The sequence below is a fragment of the Pseudarthrobacter sp. NPDC080039 genome (assembly GCF_040702335.1).
Lineage (GTDB): Bacteria > Actinomycetota > Actinomycetes > Actinomycetales > Micrococcaceae > Arthrobacter > Arthrobacter enclensis_A.
In genome coordinates this window covers 1-17,208 of record NZ_JBFBKY010000002.1, presented here as the reverse complement: position 1 = coordinate 17,208, position 17,208 = coordinate 1, and the positions used below count along the sequence as shown (strand labels likewise).

At 67.2% G+C, this 17,208-nt stretch carries 14 protein-coding genes and 1 pseudogene; 11 read left to right on the top strand and 4 right to left on the bottom strand.

Annotated features, from left to right (window positions below):
• Positions 1-9 precede the first annotated feature (9 nt).
• Positions 10-672: a response regulator gene (locus tag AB0313_RS02095; protein WP_141940675.1), complete on the bottom strand. Its 663-nt coding sequence runs from the start codon at positions 670-672 to the stop codon at positions 10-12.
• Positions 665-2,434: an ATP-binding protein gene (locus tag AB0313_RS02090; RefSeq protein ID WP_366303285.1), complete on the bottom strand. Its 1,770-nt coding sequence runs from the start codon at positions 2,432-2,434 to the stop codon at positions 665-667. The genes AB0313_RS02095 and AB0313_RS02090 overlap by 8 nt, the downstream gene beginning before the upstream one ends.
• Before the next feature lie 204 nt (positions 2,435-2,638).
• On the opposite strand from AB0313_RS02090, the gene AB0313_RS02085 reads away from it, so the two are divergent.
• From AB0313_RS02085 to AB0313_RS02065, 5 genes are all read left to right on the top strand, one after another.
• Entirely contained in the window at positions 2,639-4,126 is a 1,488-nt protein-coding gene (locus tag AB0313_RS02085; protein ID WP_366303283.1) for a CitMHS family transporter, read from the top strand.
• A 147-nt stretch (positions 4,127-4,273) separates the two neighbouring features.
• Positions 4,274-4,570, top strand: a complete 297-nt coding sequence (gene gatC / locus AB0313_RS02080; RefSeq protein WP_141940678.1) for an Asp-tRNA(Asn)/Glu-tRNA(Gln) amidotransferase subunit GatC — start codon at positions 4,274-4,276, stop codon at positions 4,568-4,570.
• Between the two features lie 2 nt (positions 4,571-4,572).
• Complete coding sequence (gene gatA, locus AB0313_RS02075) at positions 4,573-6,135, top strand: Asp-tRNA(Asn)/Glu-tRNA(Gln) amidotransferase subunit GatA (RefSeq protein WP_366303280.1); 1,563 nt, start codon at positions 4,573-4,575, stop codon at positions 6,133-6,135.
• Complete coding sequence (gene gatB, locus AB0313_RS02070; RefSeq protein WP_366303278.1) at positions 6,135-7,643, top strand: Asp-tRNA(Asn)/Glu-tRNA(Gln) amidotransferase subunit GatB; 1,509 nt, start codon at positions 6,135-6,137, stop codon at positions 7,641-7,643. Before gatA ends, gatB begins: the two co-directional genes overlap by 1 nt.
• A gap of 228 nt (positions 7,644-7,871) precedes the next feature.
• Positions 7,872-8,546, top strand: a complete 675-nt coding sequence (locus AB0313_RS02065; RefSeq protein WP_366303745.1) for a hypothetical protein — start codon at positions 7,872-7,874, stop codon at positions 8,544-8,546.
• A 41-nt stretch (positions 8,547-8,587) separates the two neighbouring features.
• Here the strand turns inward: AB0313_RS02065 and AB0313_RS02060 are convergent, their stop codons facing one another.
• A complete protein-coding gene (locus AB0313_RS02060; protein WP_141940682.1) occupies positions 8,588-9,499 on the bottom strand; it encodes a LysR family transcriptional regulator in 912 nt (303 codons plus the stop codon).
• A 132-nt stretch (positions 9,500-9,631) separates the two neighbouring features.
• On the opposite strand from AB0313_RS02060, the gene tdh reads away from it, so the two are divergent.
• The 6 genes from tdh to AB0313_RS02030 all read left to right on the top strand — a co-directional run bounded on the left by tdh (position 9,632) and on the right by AB0313_RS02030 (position 16,054).
• Entirely contained in the window at positions 9,632-10,678 is a 1,047-nt protein-coding gene (tdh, locus tag AB0313_RS02055; RefSeq protein ID WP_141940683.1) for an L-threonine 3-dehydrogenase, read from the top strand.
• Positions 10,679-10,699: 21 nt separating this feature from the next.
• Entirely contained in the window at positions 10,700-11,899 is a 1,200-nt protein-coding gene (locus tag AB0313_RS02050) for a glycine C-acetyltransferase (protein ID WP_366303275.1), read from the top strand.
• Between the two features lie 57 nt (positions 11,900-11,956).
• A complete protein-coding gene (locus tag AB0313_RS02045) occupies positions 11,957-13,072 on the top strand; it encodes an FAD-dependent oxidoreductase (protein ID WP_141940685.1) in 1,116 nt (371 codons plus the stop codon).
• Between the two features lie 11 nt (positions 13,073-13,083).
• On the top strand, positions 13,084-14,295 hold the full coding sequence (hutI, locus tag AB0313_RS02040) for an imidazolonepropionase (RefSeq protein WP_366303273.1): 1,212 nt from the start codon (positions 13,084-13,086) through the stop codon (positions 14,293-14,295).
• 99 nt (positions 14,296-14,394) lie between these two features.
• Complete coding sequence (locus AB0313_RS02035; protein ID WP_366303271.1) at positions 14,395-15,183, top strand: DeoR/GlpR family DNA-binding transcription regulator; 789 nt, start codon at positions 14,395-14,397, stop codon at positions 15,181-15,183.
• 94 nt (positions 15,184-15,277) lie between these two features.
• Complete coding sequence (locus AB0313_RS02030) at positions 15,278-16,054, top strand: type II CAAX endopeptidase family protein (protein WP_366303269.1); 777 nt, start codon at positions 15,278-15,280, stop codon at positions 16,052-16,054.
• A 42-nt stretch (positions 16,055-16,096) separates the two neighbouring features.
• Here the strand turns inward: AB0313_RS02030 and AB0313_RS02025 are convergent.
• Positions 16,097-17,113 (bottom strand): annotated as a pseudogene (locus tag AB0313_RS02025) (DUF222 domain-containing protein); the annotation flags it as partial.
• Positions 17,114-17,208 lie beyond the last annotated feature (95 nt).

Here is a 17,208-nt window from a genome sequence, read left to right as displayed (position 1 = left end):
TCTTCTGCCCTACCGGGCCGGCAGGCCGTAGCGGTGTTCCGGCCTGCCGGTGGTCCCGTAGCGGAGCTGGATGTCCACCGCGCCGTCGTCGGCCAGGGAGGACAGGTACCGCTGGGCGGTGGCGCGGGAGACACCCACGCGTGAGGCCACCTCGGCAGCCGAGTACTGCTCGCCGCTGACCAGCGATTCCAGGACCGCCGCTTCCGTGGCCGAACGGGGTTTCGACGACGGCGTGACATCCCCCGGAATCAGAGCACGTTTGGCGCGTTCCACCCTGTCCTGGTCCAGTGCCCCCGGCTGCGCCAGGAGACGGCGGTAGCGGGCGTAGGAGCGCAGCTGCTGCGACAGCGACTCGGCGGTGAACGGCTTCAGCAGGTACCCCAGCGCGCCGCGGCGGAACGCCGCCCGGACTGAGGCGGCGTCGGAGGCGGCGCTCAGGATGATCGTGTCCACGTCCAGCTGCTGGAGCAGGTCCAGTCCGGAGGCATCCGGAAGGTAGACGTCAAGCAGCACCAGGTCCGGCCGCAGGCTGTGGATGGCCTGCAGCGCCAGGGATGCGCTGCCGGCGGGCGCCAGGGCCAGGAAGCCGGCCACCGAGTCCACGTAGGTGGCGTGGAGCTTTGCCACGTGGAAGTCGTCGTCCACAATCAGGACCCGAAAATCGTCAGCCATTGTCATCCTTTCCGGCTGCCCCCAGCTGGTGGGCGGCAGGGTTTCCTGCCATTGTGTGTGGCAACGTGGCCATGAATACAGCGCCGGGTCCGCCCCTGGTTCCGCGTTCGAGAACTTTGACGTCGCCTCCGCGGCGGCGGGCCAGCTGGCGGGCCAGGGCCAGCCCGAATCCGTGGCCGCCGCCGGCACGAACGGGCCCGGTGGCGGTGGTGAAACCTTCGGCGAACACGCGCTCCGCGTCCGTTCCGTCCGCCAGCCCATCACCCGAGTCCGCGACCACCACGTGCAGCGTGCCGCCGTCGTCGCCCGGCTCATCCAGCACCTCAATCTCCACCCAACGTTCGGTGGAGGATCCCGCCACGGCGGCGTTCACCGCGTTGTCGATCAGGTTGCCCAGCACGGTGGTCACATCCTGGGCCTGGGTCACCTGGCCGCGGACCAGCGTCTCCGGCCCAATGCGCAGGGCAACGCCGCGTTCATCCGCCTCCACGCCCTTGGCGCCCACGAATGCCTGCAGGTACGGGTCCTGGAGCAGCTCGGCCTGGTCCACCGGAAACTTCAGCGGTCCCGTGGCGGCCAACCCGGCCAGGTAGTCGCGTGCCTCCTGATGCTGCCCGATGCCCAGGAACCCGGCCAGCGTGTGCAGCTGGTTGGCGAACTCGTGGCGCTGCGCCCGCAGGGCGGTGGACATGGTGCCCACTGCGTCGAGTTGCCGGGTGAGCTGCTGCAGTTCGGTGCGGTCGCGCAGCATGATGACCCAGCCCAGGTCCTCCCGGCGGTGCAGTGCCTTGCGCGCGTTTGCCACCAGGACCCGGCCGCCGGCCATCAATTCCAGGGCATCCTGGCCCGAACTGCTGGTACCCGCGGCGGCTCCCATAACGGTGCCGCCGGCAGCACCGGCCCCCGGCCGGGTCAGCGACTTCAGCTGCTCCGGCACCGGAGCGTCCTCCCAGGCAGTACCGGACAGGTCGGGCAATCCGAGCAGGCGCTGGGCTGCGGCGTTGAAGACGCTGACCCGCCCGTCGGCACTCACGCCGATGACGCCGTCGTCCACGCCCTGCAGTACGGCAACCTGGTCGTGGACCAGCCTGCTGATCTCCTCAGGCTCCAGGCCCAGGGTGAGGCGCTGCAGGCGCCGGCGCAGCAGGAAGGACCCCAGGACCCCCGCCAGCAGGGCTCCGGCGGCCGTCAGCGCCACCGGCCCGATATCCCGCGCCACGCTTTGGGCGACGGTCTCCATGGAATAGCCCACGCTGACCTCGCCCACCACCGTCGCCGTGCCCGGAGCGTACACCGGAACCTTTGCCCCCGCGGAAGGGCCCAGGGTCCCGGTGTTCCGGGTGGTGATCTCCTGCCCGGACAACGCCTCGGTCGGGTCGGTGCTGACCTTCCCGCCGAGCCGCTGGGGGTCGGGATGCGCCAGCCGGATGCCGGTTTCGTCGGTGATCACCACGAACAGTGCGCCCGTCCGGGTCCGCGCTGCCTCGGCGGACGCCTGCAGGGGGCCGGCCAGAAGCTCCGCGGGCGGGGGAGTGCCGGGCTGTTCACTGATGGCCAGCACGTCCGCCCGGACCTCGGGATCGGAAGCAACGGTGCGGGCCAGCGTCAGTGCCTGGTTTTCGGCGTCGCTGCCCACCCGGTCGTAGGTCAGCCAGGCATGGACGGCGGCGCTGAGCAGCACTACCAGAAGAACCACGGCCACCTGGAGCAGGAGCGTCTGGGTGGAAAACCGCAGCGGCGGCCGGGGCGCGGAACGCTGCATTCATCCTCCTTGACGGGTACTGCGTGACGGTAGCGGGCGGGCGGCCTCCAGCGCGAAAAAGCTGCGTGAGCACAATGAGCAAAATGCTCCCAACAAGCAGTATGCCAATCAATTAAGCCAAAGGCACCGCCGTGACGCCCGCCACCCTACAGTCTGTAGCACGCATCACAACGCTGTGGTGCTGTTCACAAGAAGGAGCCGGCTGTGCTGGTAATACTTGGATTCGCCATGATCGCGGTTTTCATGGTGCTGATCATGACGAAGAAGTTGACGCCAGTGCTGGCGCTGATCATCGTCCCTACTGTTTTTGGCCTTTTCGCCGGTGCCGGCCTGGGTATCGGCGACATGGTGATGGACTCCATGAAGTCCATGACCTCCACCGCGGCCCTGCTGATGTTCGCCATCATCTACTTCGGCCTGATGATCGACGTCGGGCTCTTTGACCCGCTGGTGAAGTTCATCCTCCGCAAGCTGGGCAACGACCCCGCCAAGGTTGTCCTGGGCACTGCCATCCTGGCCGCCGCCGTATCCCTGGACGGCGACGGATCCACCACCTTCATCCTCACCACCGCGGCCATGCTGCCCGTCTACCTGCGCCTGAAGATGAGCCCCGTAGTCCTCACCTGCGTGGCCGGCCTGGCCAACGGCACCATGAACATCCTGCCCTGGGGCGGCCCCACGGCCCGCGCCGCCACCGCGCTCAAGATCGACGTCAACGACGTCTTCGTCCCCATGATCCCGTCCCTCGTGGCCGGCCTGGTGGTCGTCTTCGCCTTCTCCTGGCTGCTGGGCCTGCAGGAACGCAACCGCCTCCGCGCCACCGCTCCCGAAATCTGGGGCGTCCCGGACACCGCAGCAGAGTTCGACGGCGGCACCTCCACCGGTGGTTCGCTCGCCGGCGGCACGGCGTCCGGCACCGGACGCAAGGGCGGCAACCCTGGCGGAGCAGCCCCCGCCGTCGACCGTTCCCCGGCAGGATCCTCGGTGGCCGTGCTGGAGCATACCGACTCCCTTGCTGAGGACAGCGGCACCGGACTCGCCGACACCGCCCTCGATCCCAACCGCAGCACCCTGCGCCCCAAGCTGTTCTGGTTCAACCTGGCCCTGACCGTCGCGGTCATGGTGGTCCTCGTGGCCAATGTCATTCCGCTGCCGTTCGTCTTCATGGTGGGCGCCGCGATCGCCCTGCTGGTCAACTTCCCCAGGGTCAAGGACCAGGGCGCCCAGCTGATCGCCCACGCACCGTCCATCGTCGCCGTGGTCAGCATGGTCATGGCGGCCGCAGTGCTCACCGGCGTCCTCAAGGGCACCGGCATGGTCGGGGCAATGTCCGCCTGGCTGGTCCAGATCATCCCGTCCTCCATGGGTCCGTTCATGGCCGTCCTCACCGGCGTCCTCAGCATCCCCATGACGTTCTTCATGAGCAATGACGCCTTCTACTTCGGCGTCCTGCCGGTGCTCAGCGAGACCGCCGCCCACTACGGTGTCGGCGCCGCGGACATGGCCCGCGCCTCCATCACCGGCCAGCCGTTCCACCTCCAGAGCCCGCTGGTTCCGGCCATCCTGCTCCTGGTGTCGCTGGCGAAGGTGGACCTCGGTGACCACCACAAGAAGGTCCTGTGGCGCACCGCCGTCATTTCGCTGGTAATGCTTGGTGTCGGCATGCTGACCGGAGCCATTGGTATCGGTTAGTCTGTAGCTGCCCGTGCTCCTGTCCCCGCGGCAGGATGCGGGTATCGAAGGTGCCCGTCTGACGCCCGCTGGGGGATGTCAGACGGGCATCTGCGTTTCCCCACTAGACTGGATCGGAAAACAATTCGAACTTTGCAGGGGAGATCCATGGCTGCGATCAACCGTGACGACGTCGCGCATCTTGCGCGGCTCGCTCACATCGAGATGAGTGCCGAAGAGCTGGACAGGATGGCCGGCGAGCTCGCCGTCATCGTCGATTCGGTGAAGTCCGTCAGCGAGGCCGCGGGGGACGACGTGCCCGCCACCTCGCACCCCATTCCGCTGACCAACGTGTTCCGCGAGGACGTCGTGGGCCACACCTTCACGGCGGAACAGGCTCTCTCCGGCGCCCCGGACTCCGATGAGAACCGTTTCAAGGTCCCCGCCATCCTGGATGAGGCATAACCATGACTGAACAGAACATCAGCGCCGATACCCTGATCCGCCTGTCTGCAGCGCAGCTCGCCGAGAAACTGCGTGCCGGCGAGGTCACCGCCGTCGAGGCAACCCAGGCCTACCTGGACCGGATCGCCGCCGTGGACGGCAAGGTCAATGCCTTCCTGCACGTCAACGCCGAGGAAGCGCTCGCCGTTGCTGCGGAAGTCGATGCCATCCGCGCCGCCGGCGGAGCGGAAGCCGAAGCCCTGCACTTCCTGGCCGGCGTTCCCATCGCCGTCAAGGACCTTATTGTCACCATCGGCCAGCCCACCACCGCCGGATCGAAGATCCTCGAAGGCTGGCACAGCCCGTACGACGCCACCGTCGTCGAGCGCCTGCGCGCGGCCAAGATGCCGATCCTGGGCAAGACCAACCTCGACGAATTCGCCATGGGCTCCTCCACGGAGCACTCGGCCTACGGCCCCACCCGCAACCCCTGGGACCTGGACCGGATCCCCGGCGGCTCCGGCGGCGGTTCCGCTGCCGCCGTTGCCGCCTTCGAAGCGCCCCTGGCCCTGGGCACGGACACCGGTGGTTCCATCCGCCAGCCCGGCGCCGTCACCGGCACCGTGGGCGTGAAGCCCACTTACGGCAGCGTCTCCCGCTACGGCGCCATCGCCATGGCCTCCTCACTGGACCAGATCGGCCCCGTTACCCGGACCGTCCTGGACTCCGCCCTGCTGCACCAGGTCATCGGCGGCCACGACCCCCGCGATTCCACCTCCCTGCCGGACCCGCTGGCGGACCTCGTCGCCGCCGCGAAGACCGGCAGCGTTGAGGGGCTCCGCATTGGCATCATCAAGGAACTGCACGGCGAGGGCTACCAGGCGGGCGTCGAAAACCGCTTCAATGATGCCCTGGAGCTGCTCAAGGACGCGGGCGCGGAGATCGTGGAGGTCTCCTGCCCCAACTTCCAGTACGCCCTGGGCGCCTATTACCTGATCATGCCGTCCGAGGCCTCCTCCAACCTGGCCAAGTTCGACGGCGTCCGGTACGGCCTGCGCGTCCTCCCCGAAGAGGGTCCCATGACGATTGAACGCGTCATGGGTGCCACCCGCGCCGCCGGCTTCGGGGACGAGGTCAAGCGCCGCATCATCCTGGGCACCTACGCCCTGTCCGCCGGCTACTACGACGCCTACTACGGCTCCGCGCAGAAAGTCCGCACCCTGGTCCAGCGGGACTTCGAGGCCGCCTTCGCGCAGGCCGACGTCCTGATCTCGCCCACCGCCCCCACCACGGCGTTCCCGCTCGGCGAAAAACTGGACGATCCGCTGGCCATGTACCTGAACGACGTCGCCACCATCCCCGCCAACCTCGCCGGCGTGCCCGGCCTGTCGCTGCCCGGCGGCCTCGCGGATGAGGACGGGCTGCCAGTCGGCATCCAGTTGCTGGCCCCGGCCCGCGAGGACGCCCGACTGTACCGGGTGGGTGCGGTCCTGGAATCGCTGCTCGAAGCCAAGTGGGGCGGCCCGCTGCTGGCCCAGGCGCCCGACCTTGCCGCTGAATCCCTCGAAACCCAGGAGGCAAAATAATGAGCACCGACGAAATCCTGAGCTTCGATGAGGCCATGGAGAAGTACGATCCCGTCCTGGGGTTCGAGGTCCACGTGGAGCTCAACACCAAGACCAAGATGTTCTCCTCCGCGCCCAACGTCTTTGGCGACGAGCCCAACACGAACGTCAATGAGGTGGACCTGGGAATGCCCGGTGTCCTGCCCGTGGTGAACAAGACCGCCGTGGAGTCCTCCATCAAGATCGGCCTGGCCCTGAACTGCAAGATCGCCGAATCCTGCCGCTTTGCACGGAAGAACTACTTCTACCCGGACACCCCCAAGAACTTCCAGACCTCCCAGTACGACGAGCCCATCGCGTACGACGGCTACCTGGATATCGAGCTGGAAGACGGCACCGTATTCCGCGTGGAGATCGAACGCGCACACATGGAGGAGGACGCCGGCAAGCTGACCCACATGGGCGGGGCTACGGGCCGCATCCACGGCGCCGACTTCTCCCTGGTGGATTACAACCGCGCCGGCGTTCCGCTGGTGGAAATCGTTACCAAGCCCATCGAGGGCGCGGGTTCCCGCGCCCCGGAACTGGCCAAGGCCTACGTGGCCGCCATCCGGGAAATCGTGAAGAACCTGGGCGTGTCCGACGCGCGCATGGAACGCGGCAACGTCCGCTGCGACGCCAACGTGTCGCTCCGTCCGCACGGCCGCGAACGTTTTGGCATCCGGTCGGAAACCAAGAACGTGAACTCGCTGCGCGCCGTCGAACACGCCGTCCGCTACGAGATCCAGCGCCACGCAGCCGTACTGGACTCCGGCAACCCGGTTGTCCAGGAGACCCGGCACTGGCACGAGGACACCCGCACCACAACGTCGGGCCGGCCCAAGTCAGACGCGGACGACTACCGCTACTTCCCGGAACCGGACCTGGTCCCCGTGGTTACGTCCCGCGAATGGATCGAGGAACTGCGCGCCACCCTGCCTGAACCTCCGGCTGAGCGCCGCAAGCGCCTCAAGGCGGACTGGGGCTACTCCGACCTGGAGTTCCGCGACGTGGTGAACGCCGGCGTCCTGGACGAGATCGAGGAAACCATCGCCGCCGGTGCCTCCGCTTCAGTGGCCCGCAAGTGGTGGATGGGCGAGATCGTGGGCCGCGCCAAGGCCGCCGACGTTGACCCCGGCCAGCTGGGCGTCAGCCCCGCCACCGTTGTGGAGCTGAGCCGCATGGTGGAAGCCGGCAAGATCAACAACAAGATGGCCTCCCAGGTCCTGGACGGCGTACTCGCCGGCGAGGGCACCCCGGAAGAGATCGTCGAAAAGCGCGGCCTGGCGGTCGTGTCCGACGACGGTCCCCTCCTGGAAGCCATCGATGCCGCCCTCGCAGCCCAGCCCGACGTGGCGGACAGGATCCGCGGCGGCAAGGTACAGGCCATCGGCGCCATCGTGGGCGCGGTCATGAAGGCCACCCGCGGCCAGGCCGACGCCGTCCGCGTCCGGGAACTCATCCTGGAGAAGCTGGGCGTCACGGTCTAGCGTTTCCTACCCAACCGGGCCGCAGTAGATGCCGTTTTGAGCCCTCATAACGGCAATAACTGCGGCCCGGTTCGCTTTAAGTACTCAGGCGGCGCTCCCCAAAAGTACCCGTGGCTGCGGGCTCCTGGCGGACTTACACTTGAGCCCACAAGGCGCCGGTGCGACGGCGTGGAGTTGCGGCACGAGCGCGCGGGAGGGACAGCCATGGCGGTCCGGGAGCCAATGAGGATGCGCAGGGTGGCGGTTGTGTGCGCGGTAGCCCTCGCACTGACCGGGACCGGGGCCGCGCTGGCATGGTCCGCCACAGTCACGGCCGCACCGACACCGTCGGCGTCACCCGCTCCGTCCCGATCGGCGCCGGGAAACTCCGGCAACGCTCCAGGACACAACAAACCCGGCAAAGTCCAGCGCGCCCAGCCCCTCCATGGGGAGGCCGTAGTCAAGAACCCGGACGGCACTTTCACCACCGAGCTGGAGCAGCAGGGGACCGTGGAGTCTGTGAGCGGCACCGCCATTACGGTCAGGAGCGAGGACGGCTTCTCCCAGACCTACACCGTCAACGGCAACACAAGAATCACCAGGCTTCCGGCCGCGGGCGCCGGTGGTTCGGGAGCAACGGCCAGCCCGGGAGCAACGGCCAGCCCGGGCGCAGCGCCCACCCCGGGTGCAAAGGGCGACGACGGCAAGCGGCCCAAGGCGGCAGGCGGAACGATTGCCGACATTGCGGTTGGAGACACCGTGCGCATCTCCGGCGTCAAGGACGGGGACAAGGCAACCGCCAATCGGATCGTCAAGGGCGCCGGCGACGCCCCCGGCCTGGGACACAACCAGGGCTTGGGGCACGGTCAAGGCCTTGGACACAGGATGGGCAAGGGCAACGGCCAGGATGCCGAGGACTCGTAGCGCCCGGCAAGGACCCGCAGCCTCCCGCAGGCGCGCCGCGTTCAGCCCTGCTGCACCAGCCCTGCCATGATGTCTTCCAACGCCTCGCAGACCATCACCACCGCCCTCCGCTTCAGGTTTTCCGGCCTGGCCAGCAGGTCGATCCTGCGGCGGGTGCTGATGCCTTCCAGCGGACGCAGCACGATGTCCGGGTTGAGGACCGGGCCTGCCGTGTACCTTGGCAGCAGCCCCACCACTCCGCCGGCGCCCACGAGGGCCGCGACCGTTGAATAGTCGTTGATGCGGTGAATGATGTTGGGCACCCGGCTGGAGACGGCAGCGATGGCGGACAGGACATCGGCGGGGGAGTACCCGGGGTGGCTGGTCACCCACGCCTCGGCGCCGACGTCGTCCGCGGTTACCGTGTCCCTCCGGGCCAGGGGGTGGTTGGCGGGCAGGGCGACGTCCAGGGGTTCGTGGGCCAGCGGGATCACGGCCACGCGGTCCGCGGGCCAGCGCGGGCTGTGGTCCATCCTGTGCGCGAGGACCAGGTCGTACCGTGCGGTCAGGGCGGGGAAGTCCTGCTGCGCGACGTCCTCGTCGGACAGTTCGATCCGGGGGTGCTCCGGCTGGTCCAGCATCCGGGCCAGCGGTGCAAACAGGGCCTGTCCCGCGCTGTGGAACCCGCTGACCGTCACCCTGCCGGCAGGGGAGCCATGGTAGGTGCCCAACGCACCCCGGGCTTCGGCCATGGCGCTGACGACGGCGGCCCCCGCGTCGGCAAGTACCTGGCCCGCCTCGGTCAGTACCAGGTTCCGGCCCTCCTTGCGCGTCAGTGGAACGTCCACGGAGCGCTGCAGGTGTGCCAGTTGCTGGGAGACCGCCGACGGCGTCACCATGAGGGTGTCGGCTACCGCCTTCACGCTTCCCAGGACGCCGAGTTCCCGCAGGATTTCAAGCTGATGAACCTCCACTAGCCCAGTCTATCCCTTAGCTTTGCTACATCGTCGATTGAGAAGAATCCTGTTGTGCTAAAGCGTCGGCGGGGCTTCAATGAGGAGGAGACGCCGTTCCCCCCGTTATAGCTGCATGAAGTAAGGATGCCAATGAAGGCCCTGTACAAGGCCGGCCCCCAGGCCGGTTTCGAACTCATAGACCGCCCCGAACCCCAGGCTGGCCCGGCGGACGTGAAAATCCGGGTCATGACCACCGGTATTTGCGGCACTGATCTGCACATCCAGTCCTGGGACGCCTGGGCGCAGGGGATGATCGAAGCCCCCCTCATCGCCGGGCACGAGTTCTACGGCGAAGTGGTGGAAGTCGGCTGGGAGGTGCGTGACGTCAAGGTGGGCGACCGGGTTTCCGGCGAGGGCCACATCGTGTGCGGGATCTGCCGGAACTGTCGTGCGGGCCGCCGGCAGATGTGCATCCACACGGTCAGTGTGGGGGTGCAGCGCGACGGCGCCTTCGCCGAGTATGTGGTCATCCCCGAAACCAACGTCTGGGTCCACCATGACCCATCAGTCACACCCGAACTGGGCGCAATCTTCGACCCCTTCGGCAATGCTACGCATACGGCCCTGAGCTTTCCGCTCGTGGGGGAGGACGTGCTGATCACCGGTGCGGGTCCCATCGGCCTCATGGCCATCGCAGTGGCACGCCACGCAGGTGCGCGGAAGATCGCCATCACGGACGTTTCCCGCCCCCGGCTGGAACTGGCCCGGCAGCTCGGTGCCGACCTTGCCATCGATGTCTCCACCACCCGCGTCCGCGACGCCCAGCGGGAGCTTGGCATGCGCGAAGGCTTCGACGTCGGAATGGAAATGTCCGGCCACCCCTCCGCCCTGCCTGAAATGATCGACAACATGAACCACGGCGGCCGGATCGCCATGCTGGGACTGCCCAGCCAGGAGATCACCATCGACTGGGGCAAGGTGGTCACCCATATGCTCACGCTCAAGGGCATCTACGGCCGCGAAATGTACGAAACCTGGTACGCCATGAGCGCCATGCTCTCCTCCAACCCCGTGCTGCACGCGGGAATTTCCGCTGTGGTGACGGACACGCTGCCGGCCACGGACTGGGAGAAGGGCTTTGAGATTGCCCGCAGCGGTGTTGGCGGAAAAGTAGTCCTCGACTGGACCCGACTGTAAGACCTGACGGTAAGGAAACCCATGTACACCTCCATCAAGGACCAGCTCCGCGACGAGCTGGAAGAAATCCGCTCAGCCGGCCTTTACAAGACAGAACGCAGCATCAGCTCCCCCCAGTCCAGCCACATCACCGCCGGCCGGATCGGCGGACCGGGCGCCGACGTCCTGAACTTCTGCGCCAACAACTACCTGGGCCTGGCGGACCACCCCGAGATCATCACCGCCGCCAAGGCCGCCATGGACGAGCGCGGCTTCGGCATGGCCAGCGTCCGTTTTATTTGCGGCACCCAGGACCTGCACCTGCAGCTCGAAGCCCGGGTTTCCAAATTCCTGGGCACCGAAGACACCATCCTGTTCTCCAGCTGCTTCGACGCCAACGGCGGCGTCTTTGAGTCCCTGCTCGGCCCGGACGACGCAGTGATTTCCGACGCGCTCAACCACGCCTCCATCATTGACGGCATCCGCCTGTGCAAGGCCAAGCGCTACCGGTACGCCAACCGGGACATGGCAGAGCTAGAGGGCCGCCTGCAGGAGGCGCAGGACGCGCGCCGGAAACTGATCGTTACCGACGGCGTGTTCTCCATGGACGGATACCTGGCTCCGCTCAGGGAAATCTGCGACCTCGCCGACAAGTACGGCGCCATGGTGATGGTGGACGACTCCCACGCGGTGGGCTTCATGGGGGCCACTGGTGCGGGGACGCCCGAACACGCAGGAGTCTCGGACCGCGTGGACATCTACACCGGCACGTTCGGCAAGGCCCTGGGCGGAGCGTCGGGCGGCTATGTGTCCGGCCGCAGGGAGATCATCGCCATGCTGCGGCAGAAGGCCAGGCCCTACCTCTTCTCCAACTCGCTGGCGCCCGCCATCGTGGCCGCCACCCTCAAGGCGCTGGACCTGGTGGAAAACTCCGGTGACCTGCGTCGCCGGCTGTTCGAAAACGCCGCGCTGTTCCGCCGCCGAATGACGGAAGAAGGCTTCGACCTGCTCCCCGGCGAACACGCTATCGTCCCGGTCATGTTCGGCGACGCCGTCATGGCCGCCAAGGTGGCCGACCGGATGCTGCAGCACGGCGTTTTCGTCACCGCGTTCAGCTTCCCGGTGGTCCCGCGCGGTGCCGCGAGGATCCGGGTACAGCTGTCCGCCGCCCATTCAGCGGACGACGTCGAAGCGTGCGTCCGCGCCTTCGTCGCCAGCCGTGCCGAGGCGGCAGCAGCCTGACCCGGATTCAGTCGAGGCGGGAGTCCCGGAGAGCGCGAACTCTGGCAGGATGATCGGATGGCAGCACACTACGATGTCCTGATTGTGGGCGGCGGCATTGCCGGCCTGTCCCTGGCGTCCGCGCTCGCTGGCCGCTGCAGCGTTGGTTTGGTGGAGGCGGAGCAGGAGCTGGCATACCACACGTCCTCCCGCTCGGCCCGCCAGCTGATCCCGAGCTACGGGCCGCCCGCGGTGCAGGAACTCACGATGCGCACCCTGGAGCTGCTCTCTGCCCGCGACGCGGAACTGCCGGAACCGGTCCTGACGCCGCGCAGCTTCATGCTGGTCGGGTCCGAATCCGAGGTGGCCGCGGAAGCCAGCGGACACATGCAGTCCATCACGGTGGACCGGGCCCTCGAATTGTGTCCGGCGCTGGTCCCGGGAACCTTCGCAGCCGCAGGCCTGGATACCGGCTCCTTCGGCTGCAACGCGCCCCTGCTCCTCAGTGAGCACCGTAAACAGGCGCTCGCCGCCGGCGCCGACATCTTCACGGGGGCACGTGTGCATTCGGCCCAGCGGGTGGGTACGGGCTGGCAGGTGGGGGCCGGTGCCGAGGGGTTCAGTGCCGGGGTGCTGGTCAACGCGGCTGGTGCCTGGGCTGACGAGCTCGCGGTGATCAGTGGCGTGGAGAAGCTGGGGCTGCAGCCGTACCGGCGCACCGCGGCGATTGCCGCCGTCGAACATCCCCTTCCTGGGCAAAGCCCCATGGTGGCGGCAGCGGACAACACGTTCTACTTCCGCCGCGAAGGCAACGACGTGCTCATCTCGCCGTCCGAGCACGTGGCCAGCGGCCCCGAGGACGCCCGGCCCCGCCCCGGCGACGTTGAACGCCTGGTGGAGCGATTGAATTCGTTGACCAGCTTGGGGATCAGGGAGATCCGCCGCGCCTGGACCGGCCTGCGCACGGAAGCAGCCGACGGCGTCCCCGTGGCCGGGTTCGACGCGGAAGCCTCCGGCTTCTATTGGCTGGCCGGCCAGGGCGGTTATGGCTTCCAGACGTCGTCAGCCCTGGCGGAGCTGGCCGCGGAGCAGATACTGGCAGGGACGACGGCTTCCCCCGACGCAACCGCAGACCGTCCGGAATCCCGGACAGCACAGGCGCTCGCCGCCACGCGATGGTCCATCCGGCGTTAAAGAATGGTCCTATGAGCACCCTGATCACCAACATTGCCGAGCTGATGACCCAGGACCTGGAGCGCCGGGTCCTGAAGGACGCGGCGGTGGTCATTGAGGGGGAGCGGATCTCCTGGATCGGTGTCGCGGCCAGTGCGCCGGCCGCCGATCGGGTGGTGGACGCCGGCGGCAGGGCAATGCTCCCCGGGTGGGTCGACTCCCACAGCCACCTCCTCTTTGCGGGCGACCGAACCGCGGAATTTGAGGCCCGGATGGCTGGGGAAGCCTACGCCGCGGGCGGCATTGCCGTCACCATGAACGCGACGCGTGCCACCTCGGATTTTGACCTGACCCGACTCGCCATGGGACGGGTTGCCGAGGCCGTCTCCCAGGGAACCACCTACCTGGAAACGAAAACCGGCTACGGCCTGGATATTGAGCATGAGGCACGCAGCGCGCGCATTGCCTCCACCGTGGCGGACCAGGTGACCTACCTGGGGGCCCATCTGGTTCCCGCGGGACAGGACCCTGACGAATACACCGACCTTGTGTGCGGTGCCATGCTCGCCGCCGTCCGCCCGTACGTCCAGTGGGCCGACGTCTTTTGCGAAGAGGGGGCCTTCACGGCCGAGCAGTCCCGTCGTGTGCTGACGGCTTGCCGCGACGCGGGAATGGGCCTGCGGGTACACGGCAACCAGCTCGGTGAAGGTCCTGGCGTGCAGCTCGCCGTCGAGCTTGGCGCCGCCAGCGTGGACCACGTGAACTACCTTGCCGTTCAGGACGTCAAGGCCCTGGCCGCGTCCTGGTCCGGATGGGACCCGGCAACGGGGACCGGGGAGCGGGGCACCGTTGCCACCTGCCTTCCCGCCTGCGACCTTTCCACCCGCCAGCCACTGGCCCCCGCGCGCGACCTCCTGGACGCGGGGGTGCAGGTGGCACTGGCCTCCAACTGCAACCCCGGCACGTCGTACACCAGTTCCATGGCTTTTTGCGTGACCACCGCCGTCCTGCAGATGCGCCTAAGCGTGCACGAGGCCGTCCGCGCGGCCACCTATGGCGGAGCCCTGGCGTTGCACAAGGAACGCGGAAGGGACGCCGACGGGGAGCGCGCCGTGGGGTCCATCGCCGTCGGACACCGGGCCGACCTGCACCTGCTGAATGCCCCGTCCGCCACGCACCTCGCCTACCGGCCCGGGATGCCGTTGACGTACGCTGTGTGGCGGGCCGGCGTGCGGGAGCGCTGACGAAAGGCCGCGTTTTGATTGTTCCTGATCGTTTCCCTTCGGTTATAATCAGGAAGCGTCATCAGGAGTGGTGGCTGCAGTATCGAAAGGCCCCTTGGGATGACCCGCACTGACCGGTTGACTGCGATTCTTGACCTGCTGGCCAAGACCGGCCAGGTGGAGGTGGATGAAATCGTCAGCACCCTCAACGTTTCCCCAGCCACGGCGCGCCGAGACCTGGACAGCCTGGCCAAGCGCCGCCTGCTGACCCGCACCCGCGGCGGCGCCACTACCGGTGCCCTCGCTTACGATCTGCCCGGGCGCTACAACCGCGACGACCACGCCGAGGCCAAGGAACAGATCGCGCAGTGTGCCTCGGCGCTGATCCGGCCCGGAGCGGTGATCGGTCTCTGCGGGGGAACCACCAGTACCGCGCTGGCCCAAATCCTGGCTACCCGTGAGGACCTGAACGCGCCCTCCAACCAGCCCACGCTCACCGTGGTCACCAATGCGATCAATATCGCCGGACAACTGGCAGTGCGGCCGAACATCAAGGTCATGGTTACGGGTGGAATCCTCAACCCGCGGTCGTACGAGCTGGTAGGCCCCTACACGGACATCATCATGCAGAAGGTGGTGCTGGACATCGCGTTCATCGGGGTCAATGGGATCGACCCCGAGGTAGGACCCACCAACACGGGAGAGGGTGAGGCCTCCGTTAACGCCCTGCTGGCATCCCGGGCCCGGGTGTCCTACGTCCTGGCAGACTCCTCCAAAGTGGGCGTGCGGGCCTTTGCCACCATGGATGGCTACGAGTTCACGAGGCTCATCACTGACGCCGGCATTTCTGCCCGCGACAAGGCGGCCTTTGAGGCCAACGGCACCGAAGTGATCGTGGCACCCGCCTGATCCGGGCGGCTCATCCAGGTCTTCCCGCGTAACCGGTGTGAGACGACGGCTCCTCCATCAGCCCGGATCCAGAAACTGCAGGCAAGATGGGAACATGCTGGTTCCCTCCCGCCGTCGCCTTCGACTCGAAGTCTGGATCGTCCTGGGCCTGTCCCTGGGCCAGTCGGCCGTCTACTCAGTGGTGCAGCTGCTGGACAAGATGACCCGGGCCCCGCTGGCCGAGGGTACGTCCACCCTGAACCGCTCCCAGAGCACCCGTGAATATTTCGACCTGACCTACCAGCTCCTGGACATCATCTTTGCCCTGGTGCCTGTGCTGCTGGTCCTGTACTTCCTGGCGGACCAGCGCCAGACGGTGCCGGGTGAGGCCGGCCCCCGTTCTGCGTTCCAGAAACTGGGGTTCAACTTTGCACGCCCGGGCCGGGACCTGCTGCAGGGCATGGGGCTGGCTGCGCTGATCGGCATCCCGTCCCTGGGCCTCTACGCGGCAGGGCGCGCACTGGGAATCACCACCGCGATCATCCCCAGCGCCCTCGAATCCTATTGGTGGACGGTTCCGGTCCTCATCCTGTCCGCCATTCGCCACGCAGTGCTCGAGGAAGTCATTGTTGTGGGCTACCTCCTGGACCGTTTCGGCAAATTCGGCTGGAGCATGCCGCTCGCCATCGCGGTGAGCTCCGTGCTGCGCGGCAGCTACCACCTGTACCAGGGCTTTGGACCGTTCATCGGCAACGCGGTCATGGGCGTAGTTTTCGCATGGCTCTACACCCGGACCCGCAGGGTCATGCCGCTGGTCGTCGCCCACGCCTTGCTGGATATCGTGGCCTTCGTGGGGTTTAGCCTCTTTGGCAAGGCTGTGGGGCTGGGGTAACCCCAAGCACCCGCGTCCGTTGGCGGTGCGATGGCTTGGCGGTCACCTCAGCGGGAGCAGCAGCTCCCGGTCGGTTTGCGGGTCGGGCGGCAAAGTGCGCGGGTTTTCGTAAAACTCATCCCAGAGCGGATCGCTGGGGCAAAGTTCATCCGAATCGAGGATGCTGTCGCCTGCCGGTTCTTCGGCTGGCGGGTCGGGCCATGATGGCATCCCGGCAAGCAGCTGTTGCCACTGGACGTCGTCGTCCCGAAAAGGTGTCGCATCCGCTTCAGCGTGTTCCGCGGATAGGATTCCTGGCGGCCAGGGTGGTGGTTCGGGGGCGGGGTGTTCGGGTTGGTAGTGGCGTCCGGTGGGTGAGGTCCATCCGGGTGAGTCTTTCGCGCAGGCTGGATCCGGTGTCCAAGTGCTGTGGTGTTTGAGCCTGTGGTGTTTGGGACAGAGTTGGGCCAGGTTGCCGACGTTCGTGGTGCCGCCGTGGTCCCAGGCCTGCAGGTGGTCGGTGTCGTTGTCGGGGGTGTGGTTGGTGCAGCCGGGGAACGTGCATTTGGCGTCGCGCATCCTAATCCAGCGTTTGATGGTTTCGGGGAGCCGGTAATTCTTCCGGCCGATTTCCAGTGGTGCCCCGTCGCGGGGGTCGACCAGGACCCGGTAGAACGAATGCGCCCCGTCAGCGACGAGTTTGCGGGCCATGGAAGCCGGGATTGGGCCGAACCCGTCGAGTTCTGCGGGTTCGTCGGTGCTGCCGAGGAGGGAGAACACGGGCACGGTGACCAGGACGTCGGCCTTGGGGGTGGGTGTCTTAATGGGCCCGGCAGGGTTTCCGGCACCGAGCAGCAGTGAGGCGGCGATGTCGGGCCGGAGTTGGCTGAGGGTGCGGGTTTCGTCGGGTCCTTGGAGGCCGCGGGCGGTGGCGGTGGTGCGGTTCCAGATGGCGCAGGCGGTGTCCCCGGGGAGGTAGAGGGAGAGCCAGGCCATGCCGTCCCGGTCGGGGCTGTATTCCATCCGCCGGTCCGCCACACCTTTGGCGTGGCGTCTCCCGATGGACTCGGGGTGGTGGCGGGGGGTGTCAAGTTTTCTGTGTAAGGGACCGGTCGGTTGTCCGGTCTGCCGGTTTGTCAGATCGGGAGTCGGTTGGGGAATTGAACGGCGAAAGC

Bases quoted from the DNA above. Each gene is read 5' to 3' on its own strand.
- AB0313_RS02090 (WP_366303285.1), bottom strand. From the start codon at position 2,434: ATGCAGCGTTCCGCGCCCCGGCCGCCGCTGCGGTTTTCCACCCAGACG.
- AB0313_RS02095 (WP_141940675.1), bottom strand. From the start codon at position 672: ATGGCTGACGATTTTCGGGTCCTGATTGTGGACGACGACTTCCACGTG.
- AB0313_RS02035 (WP_366303271.1), top strand. From the start codon at position 14,395: ATGACCCGCACTGACCGGTTGACTGCGATTCTTGACCTGCTGGCCAAG.
- AB0313_RS02030 (WP_366303269.1), top strand. From the start codon at position 15,278: ATGCTGGTTCCCTCCCGCCGTCGCCTTCGACTCGAAGTCTGGATCGTC.
- gatA (WP_366303280.1), top strand. From the start codon at position 4,573: ATGACTGAACAGAACATCAGCGCCGATACCCTGATCCGCCTGTCTGCA.
- AB0313_RS02065 (WP_366303745.1), top strand. From the start codon at position 7,872: ATGCGCAGGGTGGCGGTTGTGTGCGCGGTAGCCCTCGCACTGACCGGG.
- AB0313_RS02045 (WP_141940685.1), top strand. From the start codon at position 11,957: ATGGCAGCACACTACGATGTCCTGATTGTGGGCGGCGGCATTGCCGGC.
- hutI (WP_366303273.1), top strand. From the start codon at position 13,084: ATGAGCACCCTGATCACCAACATTGCCGAGCTGATGACCCAGGACCTG.
- AB0313_RS02050 (WP_366303275.1), top strand. From the start codon at position 10,700: ATGTACACCTCCATCAAGGACCAGCTCCGCGACGAGCTGGAAGAAATC.
- gatB (WP_366303278.1), top strand. From the start codon at position 6,135: ATGAGCACCGACGAAATCCTGAGCTTCGATGAGGCCATGGAGAAGTAC.
- tdh (WP_141940683.1), top strand. From the start codon at position 9,632: ATGAAGGCCCTGTACAAGGCCGGCCCCCAGGCCGGTTTCGAACTCATA.
- gatC (WP_141940678.1), top strand. From the start codon at position 4,274: ATGGCTGCGATCAACCGTGACGACGTCGCGCATCTTGCGCGGCTCGCT.